The 17,942-nt window shown below is 52.4% G+C and carries 15 protein-coding genes and 2 tRNA genes; 2 read left to right on the top strand and 15 right to left on the bottom strand.

Annotation, left to right across the window (positions count from 1 at the left end):
- Window positions 1–101: 101 nt before the first annotated feature.
- From pnp to rlmE, 14 genes are all read right to left on the bottom strand, one after another.
- Window positions 102–2,231 carry a polyribonucleotide nucleotidyltransferase gene (gene pnp, locus JOE09_RS16830; protein ID WP_205066556.1) on the bottom strand — a complete coding sequence of 710 codons (2,130 nt, stop codon included), beginning with the start codon at window positions 2,229–2,231 and terminating at the stop codon, window positions 102–104.
- Window positions 2,232–2,532: 301 nt separating this feature from the next.
- On the bottom strand, window positions 2,533–2,802 hold the full coding sequence (gene rpsO, locus JOE09_RS16825) for a 30S ribosomal protein S15 (protein ID WP_105592954.1): 270 nt from the start codon (window positions 2,800–2,802) through the stop codon (window positions 2,533–2,535).
- A gap of 165 nt (window positions 2,803–2,967) precedes the next feature.
- Window positions 2,968–3,912: a tRNA pseudouridine(55) synthase TruB gene (truB, locus tag JOE09_RS16820; protein ID WP_205066555.1), complete on the bottom strand. Its 945-nt coding sequence runs from the start codon at window positions 3,910–3,912 to the stop codon at window positions 2,968–2,970.
- Window positions 3,912–4,325 (bottom strand): 30S ribosome-binding factor RbfA, encoded by a 414-nt coding sequence (rbfA, locus tag JOE09_RS16815; protein ID WP_105592952.1) that lies wholly within the window; start codon window positions 4,323–4,325, stop codon window positions 3,912–3,914. Before rbfA ends, truB begins: the two co-directional genes overlap by 1 nt.
- 124 nt (window positions 4,326–4,449) lie before the next feature.
- On the bottom strand, window positions 4,450–7,143 hold the full coding sequence (gene infB, locus JOE09_RS16810) for a translation initiation factor IF-2 (protein WP_205066554.1): 2,694 nt from the start codon (window positions 7,141–7,143) through the stop codon (window positions 4,450–4,452).
- A gap of 24 nt (window positions 7,144–7,167) precedes the next feature.
- Complete coding sequence (gene nusA / locus JOE09_RS16805) at window positions 7,168–8,673, bottom strand: transcription termination factor NusA (protein WP_205066553.1); 1,506 nt, start codon at window positions 8,671–8,673, stop codon at window positions 7,168–7,170.
- Between the two features lie 24 nt (window positions 8,674–8,697).
- On the bottom strand, window positions 8,698–9,150 hold the full coding sequence (gene rimP / locus JOE09_RS16800) for a ribosome maturation factor RimP (protein WP_146114134.1): 453 nt from the start codon (window positions 9,148–9,150) through the stop codon (window positions 8,698–8,700).
- Window positions 9,151–9,363: 213 nt separating this feature from the next.
- Window positions 9,364–9,440: transfer RNA gene (locus JOE09_RS16795), tRNA-Met, on the bottom strand.
- Between the two features lie 48 nt (window positions 9,441–9,488).
- Window positions 9,489–9,575: transfer RNA gene (locus JOE09_RS16790), tRNA-Leu, on the bottom strand.
- A 51-nt stretch (window positions 9,576–9,626) separates the two neighbouring features.
- Window positions 9,627–9,959, bottom strand: a complete 333-nt coding sequence (gene secG / locus JOE09_RS16785; RefSeq protein WP_105592949.1) for a preprotein translocase subunit SecG — start codon at window positions 9,957–9,959, stop codon at window positions 9,627–9,629.
- 313 nt (window positions 9,960–10,272) lie between these two features.
- Window positions 10,273–11,607, bottom strand: a complete 1,335-nt coding sequence (gene glmM, locus JOE09_RS16780; RefSeq protein WP_205066552.1) for a phosphoglucosamine mutase — start codon at window positions 11,605–11,607, stop codon at window positions 10,273–10,275.
- A gap of 4 nt (window positions 11,608–11,611) precedes the next feature.
- Window positions 11,612–12,448: a dihydropteroate synthase gene (gene folP, locus JOE09_RS16775; RefSeq protein ID WP_205066551.1), complete on the bottom strand. Its 837-nt coding sequence runs from the start codon at window positions 12,446–12,448 to the stop codon at window positions 11,612–11,614.
- 119 nt (window positions 12,449–12,567) lie between these two features.
- On the bottom strand, window positions 12,568–14,466 hold the full coding sequence (ftsH, locus tag JOE09_RS16770) for an ATP-dependent zinc metalloprotease FtsH (RefSeq protein ID WP_234480164.1): 1,899 nt from the start codon (window positions 14,464–14,466) through the stop codon (window positions 12,568–12,570).
- Between the two features lie 113 nt (window positions 14,467–14,579).
- Window positions 14,580–15,209: a 23S rRNA (uridine(2552)-2'-O)-methyltransferase RlmE gene (gene rlmE / locus JOE09_RS16765; protein WP_105592943.1), complete on the bottom strand. Its 630-nt coding sequence runs from the start codon at window positions 15,207–15,209 to the stop codon at window positions 14,580–14,582.
- 127 nt (window positions 15,210–15,336) lie between these two features.
- Between rlmE and yhbY the strand changes: the two genes are divergently transcribed.
- Window positions 15,337–15,630: a ribosome assembly RNA-binding protein YhbY gene (gene yhbY, locus JOE09_RS16760; RefSeq protein WP_105592942.1), complete on the top strand. Its 294-nt coding sequence runs from the start codon at window positions 15,337–15,339 to the stop codon at window positions 15,628–15,630.
- 143 nt (window positions 15,631–15,773) lie between these two features.
- Here yhbY and greA read toward each other — a convergent pair whose 3' ends face one another.
- Window positions 15,774–16,256, bottom strand: a complete 483-nt coding sequence (greA, locus tag JOE09_RS16755) for a transcription elongation factor GreA (protein WP_105592941.1) — start codon at window positions 16,254–16,256, stop codon at window positions 15,774–15,776.
- A gap of 249 nt (window positions 16,257–16,505) precedes the next feature.
- Between greA and dacB the strand changes: the two genes are divergently transcribed.
- Window positions 16,506–17,939, top strand: a complete 1,434-nt coding sequence (gene dacB, locus JOE09_RS16750) for a serine-type D-Ala-D-Ala carboxypeptidase (protein WP_205066550.1) — start codon at window positions 16,506–16,508, stop codon at window positions 17,937–17,939.
- Window positions 17,940–17,942 lie beyond the last annotated feature (3 nt).

Here is a 17,942-nt window from a genome sequence, read left to right as displayed (position 1 = left end):
CATTGGGATGATCATCCTGTCATCCGCCTGCCGCATACAGGGGTCCAACCCTGCGATGAAACAGCTCTCCGCCATACGACGGAGAGCTCAATGGTGGTGCTTTATTCTGCTTCTGGTGCCGCAGGAGCTGCAGCTTCAGGCTGAGCCTGTTCGCTGGCTTCTTTGATGCTCAGACGCACGCGACCCTGACGGTCAACTTCCAGTACCTTGACCGGTACTTCCTGACCCATCTGCAGATAGTCGGTCACTTTCTCAACGCGCTTGTCAGCGATCTGAGAAATGTGTACCAGACCTTCTTTACCGCCGCCGATAGCCACGAAGGCACCGAAGTCGACGATACGCGTCACTTTACCGTTGTAGATGCGACCAACTTCGATCTCTGCGGTGATTTCTTCAATACGACGAATTGCGAATTTCGCTTTTTCGCCGTCGGTTGCAGCAATCTTAACCGTACCATCATCTTCGATTTCGATGGTCGTACCGGTTTCTTCGGTCAGCGCACGGATAACAGAACCACCTTTACCGATCACGTCTTTGATCTTATCAACGCTAATCTTAATGGTATGGATACGCGGTGCGAACTGAGAGATATCGCCGCGCGGGGTGCTGATAGCCTGTTCCATTACGCTCAGGATGTGCAGACGCGCACCTTTAGCCTGGTTCAGAGCAACCTGCATGATCTCGCGGGTGATGCCTTCGATTTTGATGTCCATCTGCAGCGCGGTGATACCTTCACGGCTACCGGCAACTTTGAAGTCCATATCGCCCAGGTGGTCTTCGTCACCCAGAATGTCAGACAGAACCACGAAGTTGTTTTCGTCTTTCACCAGGCCCATTGCGATACCCGCAACGGCGGCTTTGATAGGCACGCCCGCGTCCATCAGCGCCAGAGAAGCACCACAAACGGAAGCCATTGAAGAAGAGCCGTTTGATTCGGTGATCTCAGACACAACACGCACGGTGTACGGGAACGCATCGCCTTTTGGCATTACGGCCAGCACGCCACGTTTCGCCAGGCGACCGTGACCGATTTCGCGACGCTTCGGTGAACCCACCATACCGGTTTCACCAACAGAGTACGGAGGGAAGTTGTAGTGGAACAGGAAGCTGTCGGTACGTTCGCCCATCAGCTCGTCCAGGTTCTGTGCATCACGTGCAGTACCCAGAGTCGCGGTAACCAGCGCCTGAGTTTCACCACGGGTGAACAGTGCGGAACCGTGGGTACGTGGCAGAACGCCGGTACGCACGTCCAGACCACGGATCATGTCTTTTTCACGGCCATCGATACGTGGCTCACCGCGCAGAATGCGGCTACGAACAACGTCTTTTTCCAGCGCGTGCAGGATGTCGCTGATTTCGCCAGCATCCAGGCTGTCGTCTTCGGCCAGCAGTGCAGCAGTCGCTTCTGATTTAATCACGTCAACCTGAGCATAACGCTCCTGTTTTTCGGTGATGCGATAGGCGTCGCTCAGACGCGCTTCAGCCAGGGCAGCAATACGTGCGTGTAACGCTTCGTTTACAGGCTCTGGCTGCCAGTCCCAGCGAGGTTTACCGGCTTCAGCTACCAGCGCATTGATGTTATTGATAACAACCTGCTGCTGATCGTGGCCAAATACGACCGCGCCCAGCATCTGGTCTTCGCTCAGCAGCTCAGCTTCTGATTCAACCATCAGTACCGCGCCCTGAGTACCGGCAACAACCAGGTCCAGCTTGCTCTCTTTCAGCTCATCGCTGGTTGGGTTCAGTACGTACTGGTCGTTAAGGTAACCGACGCGTGCTGCACCGATAGGACCATTGAACGGCAGGCCAGACAGCGCCAGCGCTGCTGAAGCACCGATCATTGCGACGATGTCCGGGTTAACCTGTGGGTTAACGGAAACCACGGTAGCAATAACCTGCACTTCGTTAACGAAGCCTTCAGGGAACAGAGGACGAATCGGGCGGTCAATCAGACGAGAAATCAGAGTTTCGCCTTCGCTTGGACGGCCTTCACGACGGAAGAAGCTCCCCGGGATACGACCAGCAGCGTAAGTACGCTCCTGATAGTTTACTGTCAGCGGGAAGAAGTCCTGGCCTGGTTTGGATTTTTTCTGGCCTACAACGGTAACGAACACAGCGGTGTCGTCCATGCTTACCATTACGGCAGCCGTTGCCTGGCGAGCCATCATACCGGTCTCAATGGTGACGGTATGCTGACCATACTGGAATTTTTTTACGATCGGGTTCAGCAAAATTAGTTCCTTAAACATCTGGGCAGGGTTTAATCCCACCGTGGATTACTAATCTTCACCTTGCATCCTCGCGACTAATGACAACCCTAATCCCAAATGGGATAAAGCCTCTCATTAGCCGCGCGAACCTCTGCAACTGAAGATCACACTCAGCAACAATACAATAGTTTGCCCGGAATTGCTGCCGATTGCTTGAAAAAAGGGGCCATAAAGGCCCCTTTCCAGCGAAACTCGTTCCAGGCTGTACGTTTGCCATTTTGTTATCAGATCGCTCTGAAAACGGGCAGAACAGCCTTAAGACTTAGCGACGCAGACCCAGACGCTCGATCAGGCTGGTGTAACGAGAAACGTCTTTACGCTTCAGGTAGTCCAGCAGTTTACGACGCTGAGAAACCATACGCAGCAGACCGCGACGGCTGTGGTGGTCTTTCTTGTGTTCAGAGAAGTGACCCTGCAGATGGTTAATCTGCGCAGTCAGCAGAGCAACCTGCACTTCAGTAGAACCGCTGTCGTTAGTACCACGACCGAAATCAGCAACGATCTGCGCTTTAGTTTCAACACTTAGAGACATGAGACAACTCCAAATTATAAGGTAAATGTACAGGCGCCGATCTCTAATTCAGCAACCCAGTGTAAAGCCGCGCCATTCTACTCCGCGCAATGCGCAAGCGCAAATTTACCCGTTATCTTTTCGTCAGCAGAAGCAAGGTCTGCCGACCGAACGAAACAGAGTAAATTAGTCGAAATGTTCCACAACCAGACGGCGTGGAGCCACTCGCCCATCATCGGCAATTTCGGCCATGCCGATGAATTTGTGTTCATCGCCTTCGGTCACGCGCACCAGGCCTGCACTTGGTGCACCTGCTACCCGAACCGGCATACCCTGTTTAAACCAGGCGGCTACTTCACTCAGCAGGTTCACCACCGGGTATTCTGCTGCCGGGCTGTCCATCGGCATCAGTAAAGCATCAAGCAGAACCGCAGGCGGCTGTTCGCTTCGATGTGCTTCTTCCGCCAGCGCATTCAGCTGTTCCAGCGTCACCATCTTAGCAATCGGATAAGTGGCGACCTGCAAACGACGCAGATAGGTAACGTGCGCACCACAGCCCAGTTTTTCGCCGAGATCGTCAATAATGGTACGAATATAGGTGCCTTTGGAAACGTGAATTTCCAACTCCAGCTCATTCCCCTCATGGCGAATGAACAGCAGTTCGTAGACATTGATGCTGCGAGACTCACGAGGAACTTCTATCCCCTCGCGGGCATATTCATACAGCTTACGGCCCTGATACTTAAGCGCAGAATACATCGACGGGATTTGCTGCGTTTCACCGCGAAAGCTTTCCAGCGCTTCCATCAGCGCTTCCGCAGTGAAAGTTACCGGGCGCTCACTGACTACCACACCATCTGCATCTGAAGTGTCGGTACGCTGCCCCAGCCGCGCAATCACACGATAACGCTTGTCTGAATCCAGCAGGTACTGAGAAAACTTGGTGGCTTCCCCAAGGCAGATAGGCAGCATGCCCGTCGCCAAAGGATCCAGCGCGCCGGTATGACCCGCACGATTTGCGTTGTAGAGGCGTTTCACTTTTTGCAGAGCATCGTTAGAGGATAAGCCCTGCGGCTTATCCAGCAACAGCACCCCGTGGATATCGCGACCGCGACGGCGAGGACGGCTCATTAATCTTCTTTACCTTCTTCCTGCTCATCTTCTGCCGGACCACGGCGCTCAACGTCTTTTTTCACTACGTTGGTCACCAGGTTAGACATGCGCATCCCTTCAACAAGAGAGTTGTCATAGAAGAAGGTCAGTTCCGGCACAATGCGCAGACGCATTGCTTTGCCCAGCAGCGTACGGATATAGCCGGACGCATCACCCAGCGCACGCAGGCCGGCTTTAATTGCCGCTTCGTCTTTGTCGTTGAGGAACGTGACGAACACTTTCGCGTAGGCCAGATCGCGGGACACATCAACGCCAGAAACGGTAACCATCATACCCAGACGCGGATCTTTAATCTCGCGCTGCAGAATGATAGCGATCTCTTTTTGCAGCTCCTGAGAAACGCGCTGCGGGCGACCAAATTCTTTCGCCATAATTTATCTCTCCAAATAATTTGGGAGGCCAGAAGCCTCCCAAATAATATCCTGCAATCTTCACATCGCCGCTGCGTTAACTGCCCTGCTGCAACGCGAAATCTACCGGATATCTGCCAGTCGATTAATCGATGGTGCGCTGAATTTCGATAATTTCGAATACTTCGATCATATCGCCAACGCGAACATCGTTGTAGTTCTTCACGCCGATACCACATTCCATGCCGTTACGAACTTCGTTAACGTCATCTTTGAAGCGGCGCAGGGATTCCAGCTCGCCTTCATAGATAACCACGTTGTCACGCAGTACACGGATTGGGTTGTGACGCTTGATGTTACCTTCGGTGACCATACAGCCCGCGATAGCACCAAATTTCGGTGATTTGAACACGTCACGCACCGCTGCAAGACCAATGATCTGCTGCTTGTACTCTGGTGCCAGCATGCCGCTCATCGCAGCTTTCACTTCGTCGATCAGATTATAGATCACGGAGTAGTAACGCAGATCCAGGCTTTCAGAATCAATCACGCGGCGAGCAGAGGCATCGGCACGGACGTTGAAGCCAACCAGGATAGCGTTAGATGCGGCAGCCAGAGTGGCGTCGGTTTCGGTGATACCGCCCACGCCTGAACCAACGATTTTCACTTTCACTTCATCGGTAGAAAGTTTCATCAGTGAGTCAGCGATAGCTTCTACAGAACCCTGTACGTCGGCTTTCAGTACGATGTTCAGTTCAGATACTTCGCCTTCGGTCATGTTCGCAAACATGTTTTCCAGCTTAGATTTCTGCTGACGTGCCAGTTTAACTTCACGGAATTTGCCCTGACGATACAGCGCAACTTCACGCGCTTTCTTCTCGTCACGAACAACCGTTGCTTCATCACCCGCAGCAGGAACACCGGACAGACCGAGGATCTCAACAGGGATTGATGGGCCAGCGGTCAGAACTTCACGACCCAGCTCATCACGCATCGCACGAACACGACCGTACTCGAAACCGCACAGTACGATATCGCCTTTGTTCAGCGTACCTTCACGCACCAGCACGGTAGCAACCGGACCACGACCTTTATCCAGGAAGGATTCGATAACCACACCGCTCGCCATACCCTGACGCACGGCGGTCAGTTCAAGAACTTCAGCCTGCAGCAGGATAGCGTTCAACAGGTCGTCAATACCGGTACCGGCTTTCGCAGATACGTTAACGAACATGTTTTCACCGCCCCACTCTTCCGGAATAATTCCGTACTGAGTCAGCTCGTTCTTAACGCGATCCGGATCGGCTTCTGGCTTATCGCACTTGTTCACCGCAACAACAACCGGCACTTTCGCCGCTTTGGCGTGCTGGATTGCTTCGATAGTCTGTGGCATCACGCCATCATCAGCAGCAACAACCAGGATAACGATATCGGTAGCCTGAGCACCACGAGCACGCATTGCGGTAAACGCGGCGTGGCCCGGGGTATCAAGGAAGGTCACCATACCGTTGTCAGTTTCAACGTGGTATGCACCGATGTGCTGGGTAATGCCGCCCGCTTCGCCAGAGGCGACTTTCGTGGAGCGGATATAGTCCAGCAGTGAGGTTTTACCGTGGTCAACGTGGCCCATGATGGTCACGACCGGCGCACGGGATTCCAGCACGGCATCGGTGTCACGGTCGCTCATTACCGCTTCTTCCAGCTCGTTTTCGCGGCGCAGCGTCACTTTGTGACCCATTTCTTCCGCAACCAGCTGTGCAGTTTCCTGGTCGATGACCTGGTTGATGGTCGCCATAGCACCCATCTTCATCATCACTTTGATGACCTGGGAGCCTTTCACCGCCATCTTGTTAGCCAGTTCCGCTACGGTAATGGTTTCACCAATCACCACATCGCGGTTTACGACCTGAGCCGGCTTATTAAAGCCCTGCTGCAGCGAGCTTGGCTTACGCTTGCCGCCTTTACCGCCGCGAACCTGCGCACGCGCTTCTTCACGGTCAGTTTTAGCTTCAGCGTGTTTGTTGCCTTTTTTACGAACCGGGGCTTTAGCTGGACGCGCTGCCGCACGAGTACGACGGTCACCTTCAACCTGTGCATCGTTTTCGTCTTCTGCAGCACGCGCGTGAGTGGATGTTGTGACGTGGTAGTCAGAGGTGTCTTCTTCCTCTTTGACTGATGCCCACTCTTCACCTTTTTCTTCCGCCATTTTACGCGCTTCTTCGGCTACACGCTTCGCTTCTTCTTCAATCTTGCGACGCGCTTCTTCCTCGGCTTTACGCTTCAGTTCAGCTGATTCAGCTTCACGGCGGGCTTTGTCGGACTGTGAAGCCCGGGTCATTTCATCGGTATGTTGATTGCTCACTTTATCTCTTTCCGCTGCTTCACGTTTGGCTTTATCAGCTGCCTCACGCTTGGCCTGCTCCTCGGCTTCACGCTTCGCTTTCTCTTGAGCTTCGCGCTGGGCTTTTTCTTCAGCCTCGCGACGAGCCAGTTCTTCCGCTTCACGCTGTGCCTGCGCTTCTGCTTCAGCCTGTTCAGCTTCAGCCGGATCGCCTTTTACATAGGTGCGTTTTTTGCGGACTTCAATTTGCACCGATTTACTTTTACCCCCGGTGCCTGGGATATTCAAGGTGCTGCGTGTTTTACGCTGCAGAGTTAGCTTACCAGATCCACCGCCATGTTCGCGATTCAGATGGGTAAGTAAAGTTTCTTTTTCTTGCTGGGTAACAGAGTCTGTTTCAGACTTTTGGATCCCTGCATCAGCAAATTGCTGTACCAGGCGTTCAACCGGTGTCTGAATCTCTGCTGCCAGTGATTTTACGGTTACATCTGTCGTCATGCTGTTCCTTCCTGCTACAGTTTATTACGCGTCGTCGCCGAACCAGCAAATATTACGTGCAGCCATAATCAGCTCACCGGCCCGCTCATCGGTCAGGCCATCAATATCTGACAGGTCGTCAACACCCTGCTCGGCAAGATCTTCCAGCGTACGAACGCCTTTCGCGGCCAGCTTGAAAGCCAGCTCACGTTCCAGACCTTCAAGGCCCAGTAAATCTTCCGCAGGTTGGGCATCCCCCAGGCTCTCTTCTTTCGCAAGGGCCAGGGTGGTTAACGCGTTTTTAGCTCGGTCGCGCAACGCTTCTACTGTCTCTTCATCCAGGCCGTCGATCTCCAACAGCTCGTTGATCGGCACATAAGCCAGCTCTTCCAGAGAAGAGAAGCCTTCTTCTACCAGTACGGTAGCGAAGTCTTCATCGATATCGAGGTGTTTAGTAAAGACGTCAATGGCAGCGTGTGCTTCGGCCTGATGCTTAGCTTGCAGGTCGTCGACCGTCATCACGTTCAGCTCCCAGCCACTCAGCTGTGAAGCCAGACGCACGTTCTGGCCATTACGGCCAATTGCCTGAGCCAGGTTCCCGGCTTCAACGGCAATATCCATGGTGTGATTATCTTCATCAACCACGATAGAAGCGACATCCGCTGGAGCCATCGCGTTGATCACGAACTGCGCCGGATTATCATCCCACAGTACGATATCAATACGTTCGCCACCCAGCTCGCTGGATACCGCCTGAACACGCGCACCGCGCATACCAACGCAGGCACCGACCGGGTCGATGCGCTTATCGTTGGTTTTCACAGCGATTTTGGCACGGGAGCCTGGATCGCGCGCGGCGGCTTTAATTTCAAGTACTTCTTCAGCAATTTCCGGCACTTCAATACGGAACAGTTCAATCAGCATTTCCGGCTTGGAACGGCTGACGAACAGCTGCGCACCGCGGGCTTCTGGACGCACGGCATACAGAACACCACGAATGCGGTCACCCGGACGGAAGTTTTCACGCGGCAGCATATCTTCACGAATGATGACAGCTTCGGCATTAGTGTTAGAACCATCGGTAGGCCGAACTTCCAGGGAGATGTTGTCGCGGTTAACTTTCTTAACCACACCGGTGATGATCTCGCCTTCCTGCTCGCGGAACTGATCCACGACCATTGCTCGTTCTGCTTCACGGACTTTCTGAACGATAACCTGCTTGGCGGTCTGAGTGGTGATACGGTCAAAGGTCACGGATTCGATCTGATCTTCAACGAAATCACCGAGATTCAGTGCTTCATCTTCGTAACGTGCTGCTTCCAGCGTGATTTCACGGGTCGGCAGCGTCACTTCGTTAACGATCAGCCAACGACGGAAGGTGTCGAAATCGCCGCTTTTACGATCGATGGTGACGCGAACGTCAATTTCCTGCTCGTATTTTTTCTTGGTGGCTGTAGCCAGCGCGCTCTCCAGCGCTTCGAAAATCTTCTCGCGCGGGAGGGATTTCTCATTAGAGACCGCTTCTACAACAGCTAAGATTTCTTTGTTCATCCTGGTATGCCTCAATCCGGACTTTTAAAAGTGGGGAACCAGGTTCGCCTTCTGGATGTTGCTCAGTGCGAACACTTCGTCGTTACCCTCAACGGCAACGGTAATCATTTCACCTTCGACAGATTTAATGATGCCCTGCCATTTGCGGCGGTTCTGTACCGCCATACGCAGAACCAGGCTGACTTCTTCACCAGTAAAACGTACGTAATGATCTGCGGTAAACATTGGACGGTCAAGACCAGGTGAAGAGACTTCAAGGTTGTATGGCACGGTAATCGGATCTTCAACGTCCATCACCGCGCTAACCTGGTGGCTCACATCAGCGCAATCATCAACATTGATGCCATCTTCACTATCAATATAGATGCGCAGGGTGGATGTGCGACCGCGTACAAACTCAATACCTACCAGTTCGTAGCCAAGCGCTTCTACCGGTGCTGAAATCAGCTCTGTTAATTTTTGCTCTAATGTGGACAATCCCACCCCCAAGACATAAAAAAAGGGCCTATAGCCCAGTGTTACTGTTTCCTGATAACAAAAAACCCCGAAAATTCGGGGCTTTATGCGACTGGACCCTGTATACCGCAATAGCTGCGGCTCGGCACAATCCAAAAGAATTTTTTTCAAAATTCGCTGTAAACGCGCCGTTCTGTGCATACAGTATATTTGAAAAAGAACTCTAAGGGAAAGTGGTTGCGGGGGCCGGATTTGAACCGACGACCTTCGGGTTATGAGCCCGACGAGCTACCAGGCTGCTCCACCCCGCGTCCGAATACTACGCAAAACTTGCACAAATTGCAAGCAAAACTGAGATTTGGTACCGAGGACGGGACTTGAACCCGTAAGCCCATGCGGGCACTACCACCTCAAGGTAGCGTGTCTACCAATTCCACCACCACGGCACTAAAGTTGCGATTTTTTTATTTCTATCGCGTCGAAATGTAACTCAGGTCTTACTGCGGGATGTCACTGCCCGGCGCTGCCGGTTTAGCTGGCGCAGTCTGCTGAGACTGTGCTGGCTGAGTCAGATTTTCCCACTCGCTTCCTTTCTGGGTTTTGTTGCTATTAAGGTTACCCAGGATCAGGCTGATAATGAAGAACAGGGTTGCCAGCACTGCAGTCATACGGGTCATGAAGTTACCTGAACCGTTAGAACCAAACAGTGTACCAGAAGCGCCTGCACCAAATGATGCTCCCATATCAGCGCCTTTACCTTGCTGCAGCATGATCAGACCAACAAGGCCGATTGCCACAATAAGGAAAACTACTAAAAGAGCTTCGTACATAATCAACCTTCTTCCTTGCACGTTAAACGTGCATTAAAAGCTTCAAACCAGTTAAATCGATAGTGAATCACTACCCATCAGAAGCGGGTGTGAATACTAACCAAAGGCGCTCTCCCGTGCAAGGGCAATTTTACAACATCATACTGATTGCAGAAAAAAGCGGCAAAAGATCAATTTGTGGAGAAAAAACGCGCTATTCATCAATGATTTTTCACCAAAACACGGCCAGGCAAAGAACAGAAAGAGCGTCGTTTAGTACGATAGAAAACACCCTGAAACAGGGGCCGAAGTGACTGTTCGACCCCGCTCCGAATCAAACGGCTTTCACCGCATCGGCGATGCGATGGGCAAGTGCGGTAACCTGCGCTTCGTCTTCACCTTCCACCATCACGCGGATCAGCGGTTCGGTGCCGGATTTACGCAGCAGCACACGACCACGCCCTTTCAGCTCAGCTTCCACTTCACTGGTTACCGCTTTAACCTGTGCATCTTCCAGCGGATCGTTTTCGCCACTGAAGCGCACGTTAACCAGAATCTGTGGCAGCAGCTTCATTCCACTACACAGATCGTGCAAAGTCATATGATTTCGGACCATCGCAGTTAGTACTTGCAAACCTGCAACAACTCCGTCGCCGGTGGTCGTCTTATCAAGCAGGATTACGTGGCCTGAATTCTCAGCGCCAAGACGCCAGCCTTTTTCCTTCAGCTTTTCCAGTACGTATCGGTCACCCACTTTCGCCCGGGCAAACGGGATACCCAGCTGTTTAAGCGCCAGCTCCAGGCCCATATTACTCATCAACGTACCGACAACACCACCGCGCAGCTGCCCCTGGCGTAAGCCCTCACGGGCGATGATATAGAGGATCTGATCGCCATCAACCTTCTGCCCGAGATGATCAACCATCATGATACGGTCGCCATCACCGTCGTAAGCCAGCCCCAGATCGGCTTTCTCAGCCAGTACGCGTTCCTGTAACAGGCGCAGATCGGTTGCACCGCACTCTTTATTAATGTTCATTCCGTTAGGCTGAACGCCAATCGAGATAACTTCCGCACCCAGTTCACGCAGCACATTAGGCGCAATGTGATACGTCGCGCCGTTCGCGCAATCCACCACGATTTTTAATCCGTTAAGGCTTAACTCGCTCGGGAAGGTTCCTTTGCAAAACTCGATGTAGCGCCCGGCGGCATCAACAATACGGCTGGCGCGTCCCAGTTCGATAGATTCAACGCAGGTAATCGGCTTTTCCATCTCGGCTTCAATCGCCTCTTCCACTTCATCCGGCAGCTTGGTGCCCTCGGTGGAAAAGAACTTAATGCCGTTATCGTCGAACGGATTATGAGAGGCAGAGATAACAATACCCGCTTCGGCACGGAATGCACGTGTCAGGTAGGCCACCGCAGGCGTAGGCATTGGCCCGGTAAACGCGGCTGACAATCCGGCTGCGGCCAGACCCGCTTCCAGCGCAGACTCCAGCATATAGCCAGAGATACGCGTATCTTTCCCGATGATAATCTTCTTCGAACCGTGGCGTGCCAGCACCTTTCCGGCTGCCCAGCCAAGTTTCAGCACAAAATCAGGAGTGATGGGATATTCACCCACTTTGCCGCGAATGCCATCGGTACCAAAATACTTGCGGTTGCTCATAACGTTATTCTTCCTTCGCTGACTGTGTCGCTTCGACGACGCGCATCGCCTCTACGGTTTCTTTTACATCGTGTACGCGCAAAATATGAGCGCCCTGCATGGCAGCAATCACCGCACAGGCGATGCTGCCGGTTAAACGCTGCCCGGGACCCACGTTCAGCAGCTGGCCAATCATACTTTTACGTGACATGCCGACTAATAGCGGCAGGCCAAAATGATGATAGTCTGCCAGGTGCGCCAGAAGTTGATAATTATGGGAAAGATTCTTACCGAAACCAAAACCCGGGTCGAGCAGCAGCTGCGATTTTTTTATCCCTGCCGCTTCGCATCGGGCAATATGCTGAACGAAAAAGTCATCAACATCGCGCAGAATGTTCTGATAGTTCGGTGACTGCTGCATGGTTTTCGGTTCGCCCTGCATATGCATCAGGCATACCGGCAGGCCGGTTTCCGCAGCGGCTTCAAGCGCTCCCGGTTCCTGTAGTGAACGAATATCATTGATAATGTGCGCCCCCACGCGGGCAGATTCGCGGATAACCTCGGGTTTGGAGGTATCCACCGATATCCACACCTCAAAACGCTGCGCAATCGCCTCTACCACTGGAATAACGCGCTCCAGCTCCTCTTCCACACTGACGTCTTTGGCTCCGGGACGGGTAGACTCTCCCCCGACGTCAATAATCGTGGCACCGGCGTTAATCATCTCGTTAGCGTGGGTCAGAGCATGGATCAGTTCGTTATGCTTGCCGCCATCTGAAAACGAATCGGGAGTGACGTTCAGGATACCCATCACATGCGGATGTGAGAGGTCGAGTACGGTATCTCTGGCGTACAGCTTCATAACAAACGGTCTCCGGTAATAGTAGATATAAAAAAACCCCGACCATAGCCGGGGTTTGCATTATAACAGCATATTGACTGCAATCTGGCGGACTCCATCAGGTTTCCGCCACACTGCTATCACACGATTTTATCTGAACCTGGCATGTCGTCGTTCGGGCGAGATGCCTGAGGCGCTGCTGTTTTCTCAATATTAACTGGCCCTTCCCAGCCCGCTGGCGGACGAACCTCACGGCGCGCCATCAGATCACTGATCTGAGGTGCATCAATGGTTTCATACTTCATCAGCGCATCTTTCATCGCATGAAGAATGTCCATATTTTCGTCCAGAATGCGGCGAGCACGAGCATAGTTAGTATCAATCAGTTTTTTCACTTCCTGATCGATGATACGTGCCGTTTCGTCGGACATATGCTTAGCCTTAGCCACTGAACGGCCGAGGAACACTTCACCTTCCTCTTCAGCATAAAGCAATGGACCCAGCTTTTCAGAGAAGCCCCACTGAGTAACCATGTTACGCGCAACGCTGGTCGCCATTTTGATATCAGACGACGCGCCGGTAGAAACATAATCCGAACCGTAGATAATCTCTTCAGCCAGACGTCCACCGTAGGCCACGGAAATTCGGCTTTCCAGCTTCTGACGATTGGCACTGATTTCGTCCCCTTCCGGCAGGAAGAAGGCTACGCCCAGCGCTCTGCCACGAGGAATGATGGTGACTTTGTGCACCGGGTCATAACCCGGAACCAGCGTACCCACAATGGCGTGACCTGCTTCATGGTAAGCGGTTGATTCTTTTTGAGCTTCAGTCATCACCATAGAGCGACGTTCTGCACCCATCATGATTTTGTCTTTCGCTTTTTCGAACTCAACCATCGACACCACACGCTTGTTACCACGGGCTGCAAACAGCGCCGCTTCGTTAACAAGGTTAGCCAGATCTGCACCGGAGAAGCCAGGGGTACCGCGGGCAATGATTGCCGCATCGATATCTGGTGCCAGCGGTACACGGCGCATGTGCACTTTCATGATCTGCTCACGACCACGAACATCCGGTAATCCAACGACAACCTGACGGTCGAAGCGACCCGGACGCAGCAGTGCAGGGTCAAGCACATCTGGACGGTTGGTAGCGGCAATAACAATGATGCCTTCGTTACCTTCAAAACCATCCATCTCAACCAGCATCTGGTTCAGCGTCTGTTCACGCTCATCGTGACCACCGCCCAGACCTGCACCGCGCTGACGACCTACCGCATCGATTTCATCGATGAAGATAATGCACGGCGCGGCTTTCTTAGCTTGTTCAAACATATCGCGCACGCGGGATGCACCCACACCAACGAACATTTCAACAAAGTCAGAGCCAGAGATAGTGAAGAACGGTACTTTCGCCTCGCCTGCAATCGCTTTCGCCAGCAGGGTTTTACCGGTACCCGGAGGACCGACCATCAGTACGCCTTTCGGAATTTTACCGCCCAGCTTCTGGAAACGGCTAGGCTCGCGCAGGTATTCAACCAGCTCGCCCACTTCCTCTTTCGCTTCGTCGCAGCCTGCAACGTCAGCAAAGGTGGTTTTAATCTGATCTTCTGTCAGCATGCGGGCTTTGCTTTTGCCGAAGGACATCGCGCCCTTGCCGCCTCCGCCCTGCATCTGCCGCATAAAGAAGATCCAGACACCAATCAGTAACAGCATTGGGAACCATGAGATAAAGATCGAAGCCAACAGGCTTGGCTCTTCCGGTGGTTCACCGACTACTTTCACATTTTTAGTCAACAGGTTATCGAGTAACTTGGGATCGTTGACGGGAATGTAGGTCGTGTAGCGATTACTATCTTTTTTGGTTACGTTAATTTCACGCCCGTTAATACGTGCCTCGCGGACCTGATCCTGGTTCACTTCAGACAGGAAGGTTGAGTAATCAACCCTACGGCCATTCGACTCGCTGGGCCCAAAGCTCTGGAATACAGACATCAGCACAACTGCGATGACTAACCAGAGAATTAGGTTTTTCGCCATGTCACTCAAGGGATTAACCTCTTATTACAACTGTGTTAACAGACAGCGTAGGGTACTACATATCCTTCACACTTGGAATCGCTACAAAACTGCGGCTGATCCGGCGATGATGGTTACAGTTTGCGCCCTGTCGCTACAATATACACTTCACGCGAACGAGAACGTGAAGCGTCCGGCTTACGAATTTTTACTTTCGTAAACAGGGAGCGAATTTCCCGCAGGTATTCTTCAAAACCATCTCCCTGAAACACCTTTACTAAAAAGCTGCCACCGGGTGCCAATACGTCACGACACATATCCAGGGCAAGCTCACATAAATACATCGACCGGGGAATATCAACTGCAGGTGTACCCGTCATGTTGGGTGCCATATCCGACATCACAACCTGAACTTTGGTCTCTCCCACACGTTCCAGCAGAGTTTTCAGTACGCTTTCGTCACGAAAATCGCCCTGAAGAAAGTCAACGCCAACAATGGGGTCCATCGGTAGAATATCACAGGCAATAACACGACCTTTTGACCCAATCTGCGTTACCACATACTGTGACCAACCGCCCGGAGCCGCACCGAGGTCAACCACGGTCATACCGGGTTTGAAAAGTTTGTCACCCTGCTGTATTTCATCCAGTTTAAACCAGGCGCGCGAACGCAGCCCTTTTTTCTGCGCCTGAAGCACATATTTATCGCTAAAGTGTTCCTGTAGCCAGCGGCTGGAACTGGCCGAACGCTTTTTACCAGTCATACAATTTCCAACTATGATTCATTGTTCGCGATAAATAACCGCACAAATCAGCGAAGCCGATTTGGTGATACACTCGAGATGGCGGTAGAATGACCCGTTTTCAATCCCAATGTAAGTAAAAAATACGATGAATCTGAGTACCAAACAAAAACAGCACCTGAAAGGTCTGGCCCATCCGCTGAAGCCAGTAGTCATGCTGGGCAACAACGGCTTGACCGAGGGAGTGCTGGCCGAGATCGAACATGCACTGGAGCACCATGAACTCATCAAGGTGAAAATCGCCACGGAAGACCGTGAGACGAAAACCCTGGTGGTTGAAGCTATCGTGCGCGAAACCGGTGCAGTTAATGTGCAGGTAATCGGCAAGACGCTGGTGCTGTACCGTCCAACGAAGGAACGCAAGATCTCCATTCCGCGCTGAGGGGGCGGCTGGTCAGCTGACCGGCCTTTCCGAACAAACTCAGGTCAGGAGAAAGTGCCACGCTCCTCATTCCGATAAAAGGCCGCAGTGCGGCCTTTTTCTTATCTTTACAAAACCCTCATCCATAATGAGGATAGTCAATATCAGAGATACTGGACGTTTAACACTTCATATTCCACGTCGCCGCCCGGCGTTTTGATGATAGCAACATCATCAACAACCTTACCTACCAGACCACGCGCCATCGGCGAATTGATGGAGATCAGATTAAGCTTAAAGTTCGCTTCGTCATCACCCACAATACGATAGGTAGACTCTTCATCAGTATCCACATTTAACACGGTAACGGTGGCACCAAAAATCACCCGGCCGTTAGCGTTGTTAGCCATTTTTGTGACATCAATCACCTGGGCATTAGAAAGCTTTGATTCAATTTCCTGGATACGGCCCTCGCAGAATCCCTGCTCTTCGCGAGCAGCATGATATTCCGCATTTTCCTTCAGGTCACCGTGCTCCCGTGCTTCAGCAATTGAGGCAATAATCCTGGGGCGTTTAACAGTTTTGAGCTCTTCCAGCTCTTCGCGCAATTTTTCTGCGCCTTTTAACGTCATCGGAATCTGATTCATCTCAATACCTCTTAAAATCTTTCCTGTTCAAAGTGTCGTCGTCCTGACGGATGGTATGCAGAAAAGGCGTTCTGCGGCGCTTTCTACTGATTTAAAACAAAAGAAGCCTGACCCGGAGTAAACTCCAGGTCAGGATCTATTTTGCAATTTGATACGCATTTTACCCCAGAGTTCCCTGGGGGTCATCGTTTACTTTCCACCGCAATGCACCGTAGTATGACAGCATCACCTGTCAGTTACCGCGAGATTATGCGATTTTCACGAATTGTTACCGGCCTTAGCTGCGCTTTTATGCTGCAGGCGCAGGCAGCCCCCGTCGAAGACTACACCCAGTACCTTCCCGACGGCGCAAACCTGGCGCTCGTAGTGCAAAAAATTGGGGCGACAACGCCCTCTATTGATTATCACAGCCAGCAGATGGCGCTGCCTGCCAGCACAATGAAGGTGATTACAGCGCTGGCCGCTATGTTACAACTGGGCCCTGATTACCGCTTCAACACTCAGTTGGAAAGCAAGGGTAGCATTAGCGGCAATACGCTGCGCGGCGATTTGGTTGCCCGTTTCGGCGGCGACCCAACGTTAACGCGCCAGGATCTCCGTAATATGGTCACGAACCTGAAAAAACAGGGCGTGGAACATATTGCCGGGAATCTGGTGATTGATACCTCGGTTTTTGCCAGCCACGATAAGGCCCCCGGCTGGCCGTGGAACGATATGACCCAGTGCTTCAGCGCGCCGCCGGGTGCTGCAATCGTAGACCGTAACTGCTTCTCGGTTTCACTCTACAGCGCACCGACCCCGGGGGAAAAAGCCTTTATTCGCGTGGCTTCCTGGTATCCGGTCAATATGTTCAGCGAAGTCAGAACGCTGGCCAGAGGATCGGCAGACGCGCAGTATTGTGAGCTGGATGTCGTTCCGGGTGAACTGAATCGCTTTACGCTAACCGGCTGCCTTACCCAGCGTTCTGAGCCCTTGCCGCTGGCTTTCGCTATCCAGGATGGCGCCAGCTATGCCGGAGCGATCCTGAAATCTGAACTGCAAAATGCGGGTATTGATTACACTGGCCATCTGATACGCCAGACTCAGGTCACCCAGCCAGGAACCGTACTGGCACAAACTCAGTCGGCGCCGCTTCGCGACCTGCTGAAAATTATGCTGAAAAAGTCAGATAACATGATTGCGGATACCGTATTCCGTACGATTGGTCATGAACGCTTTAACGTACCGGGTACCTGGCGCGCCGGCTCGGATGCAGTGCGCCAAATCCTGCGTCAGAAAGCCAATATCGATCTGGGCAATAGTATTCAGGTAGACGGCTCCGGGCTATCCCGCCACGATCTGATTTCTCCTGCTACCATGATGCAGGTACTGCAATATATCGCACAGAACGATCAGCAGCTCAATATCATCTCGATGCTGCCGCTGGCCGGTTATGATGGCACGCTGCGCTATCGCGGCGGGCTGCATGAAGCGGGCGTTGACGGCAAAGTCTCCGCCAAAACCGGTTCATTGCAGGGTGTATATAACCTGGCCGGATTTATGACCACCGCCAGCGGGCAACGGGTAGCCTTTGTACAGTTCCTCTCCGGTTATGCCGTGCCGCCCGAAGATCAACGCCAGCGCCGCATCCCGCTGGTTCGCTTTGAAAGTCGTCTGTATAAGGACGTTTACCGGAATAATTAATCA

This window comes from Pantoea coffeiphila (assembly GCF_016909495.1).
Lineage (GTDB): Bacteria > Pseudomonadota > Gammaproteobacteria > Enterobacterales > Enterobacteriaceae > Erwinia > Erwinia coffeiphila.
Note: the sequence above shows the minus strand (reverse complement) of the source record. Positions and strands in the feature narration are given on the sequence as shown.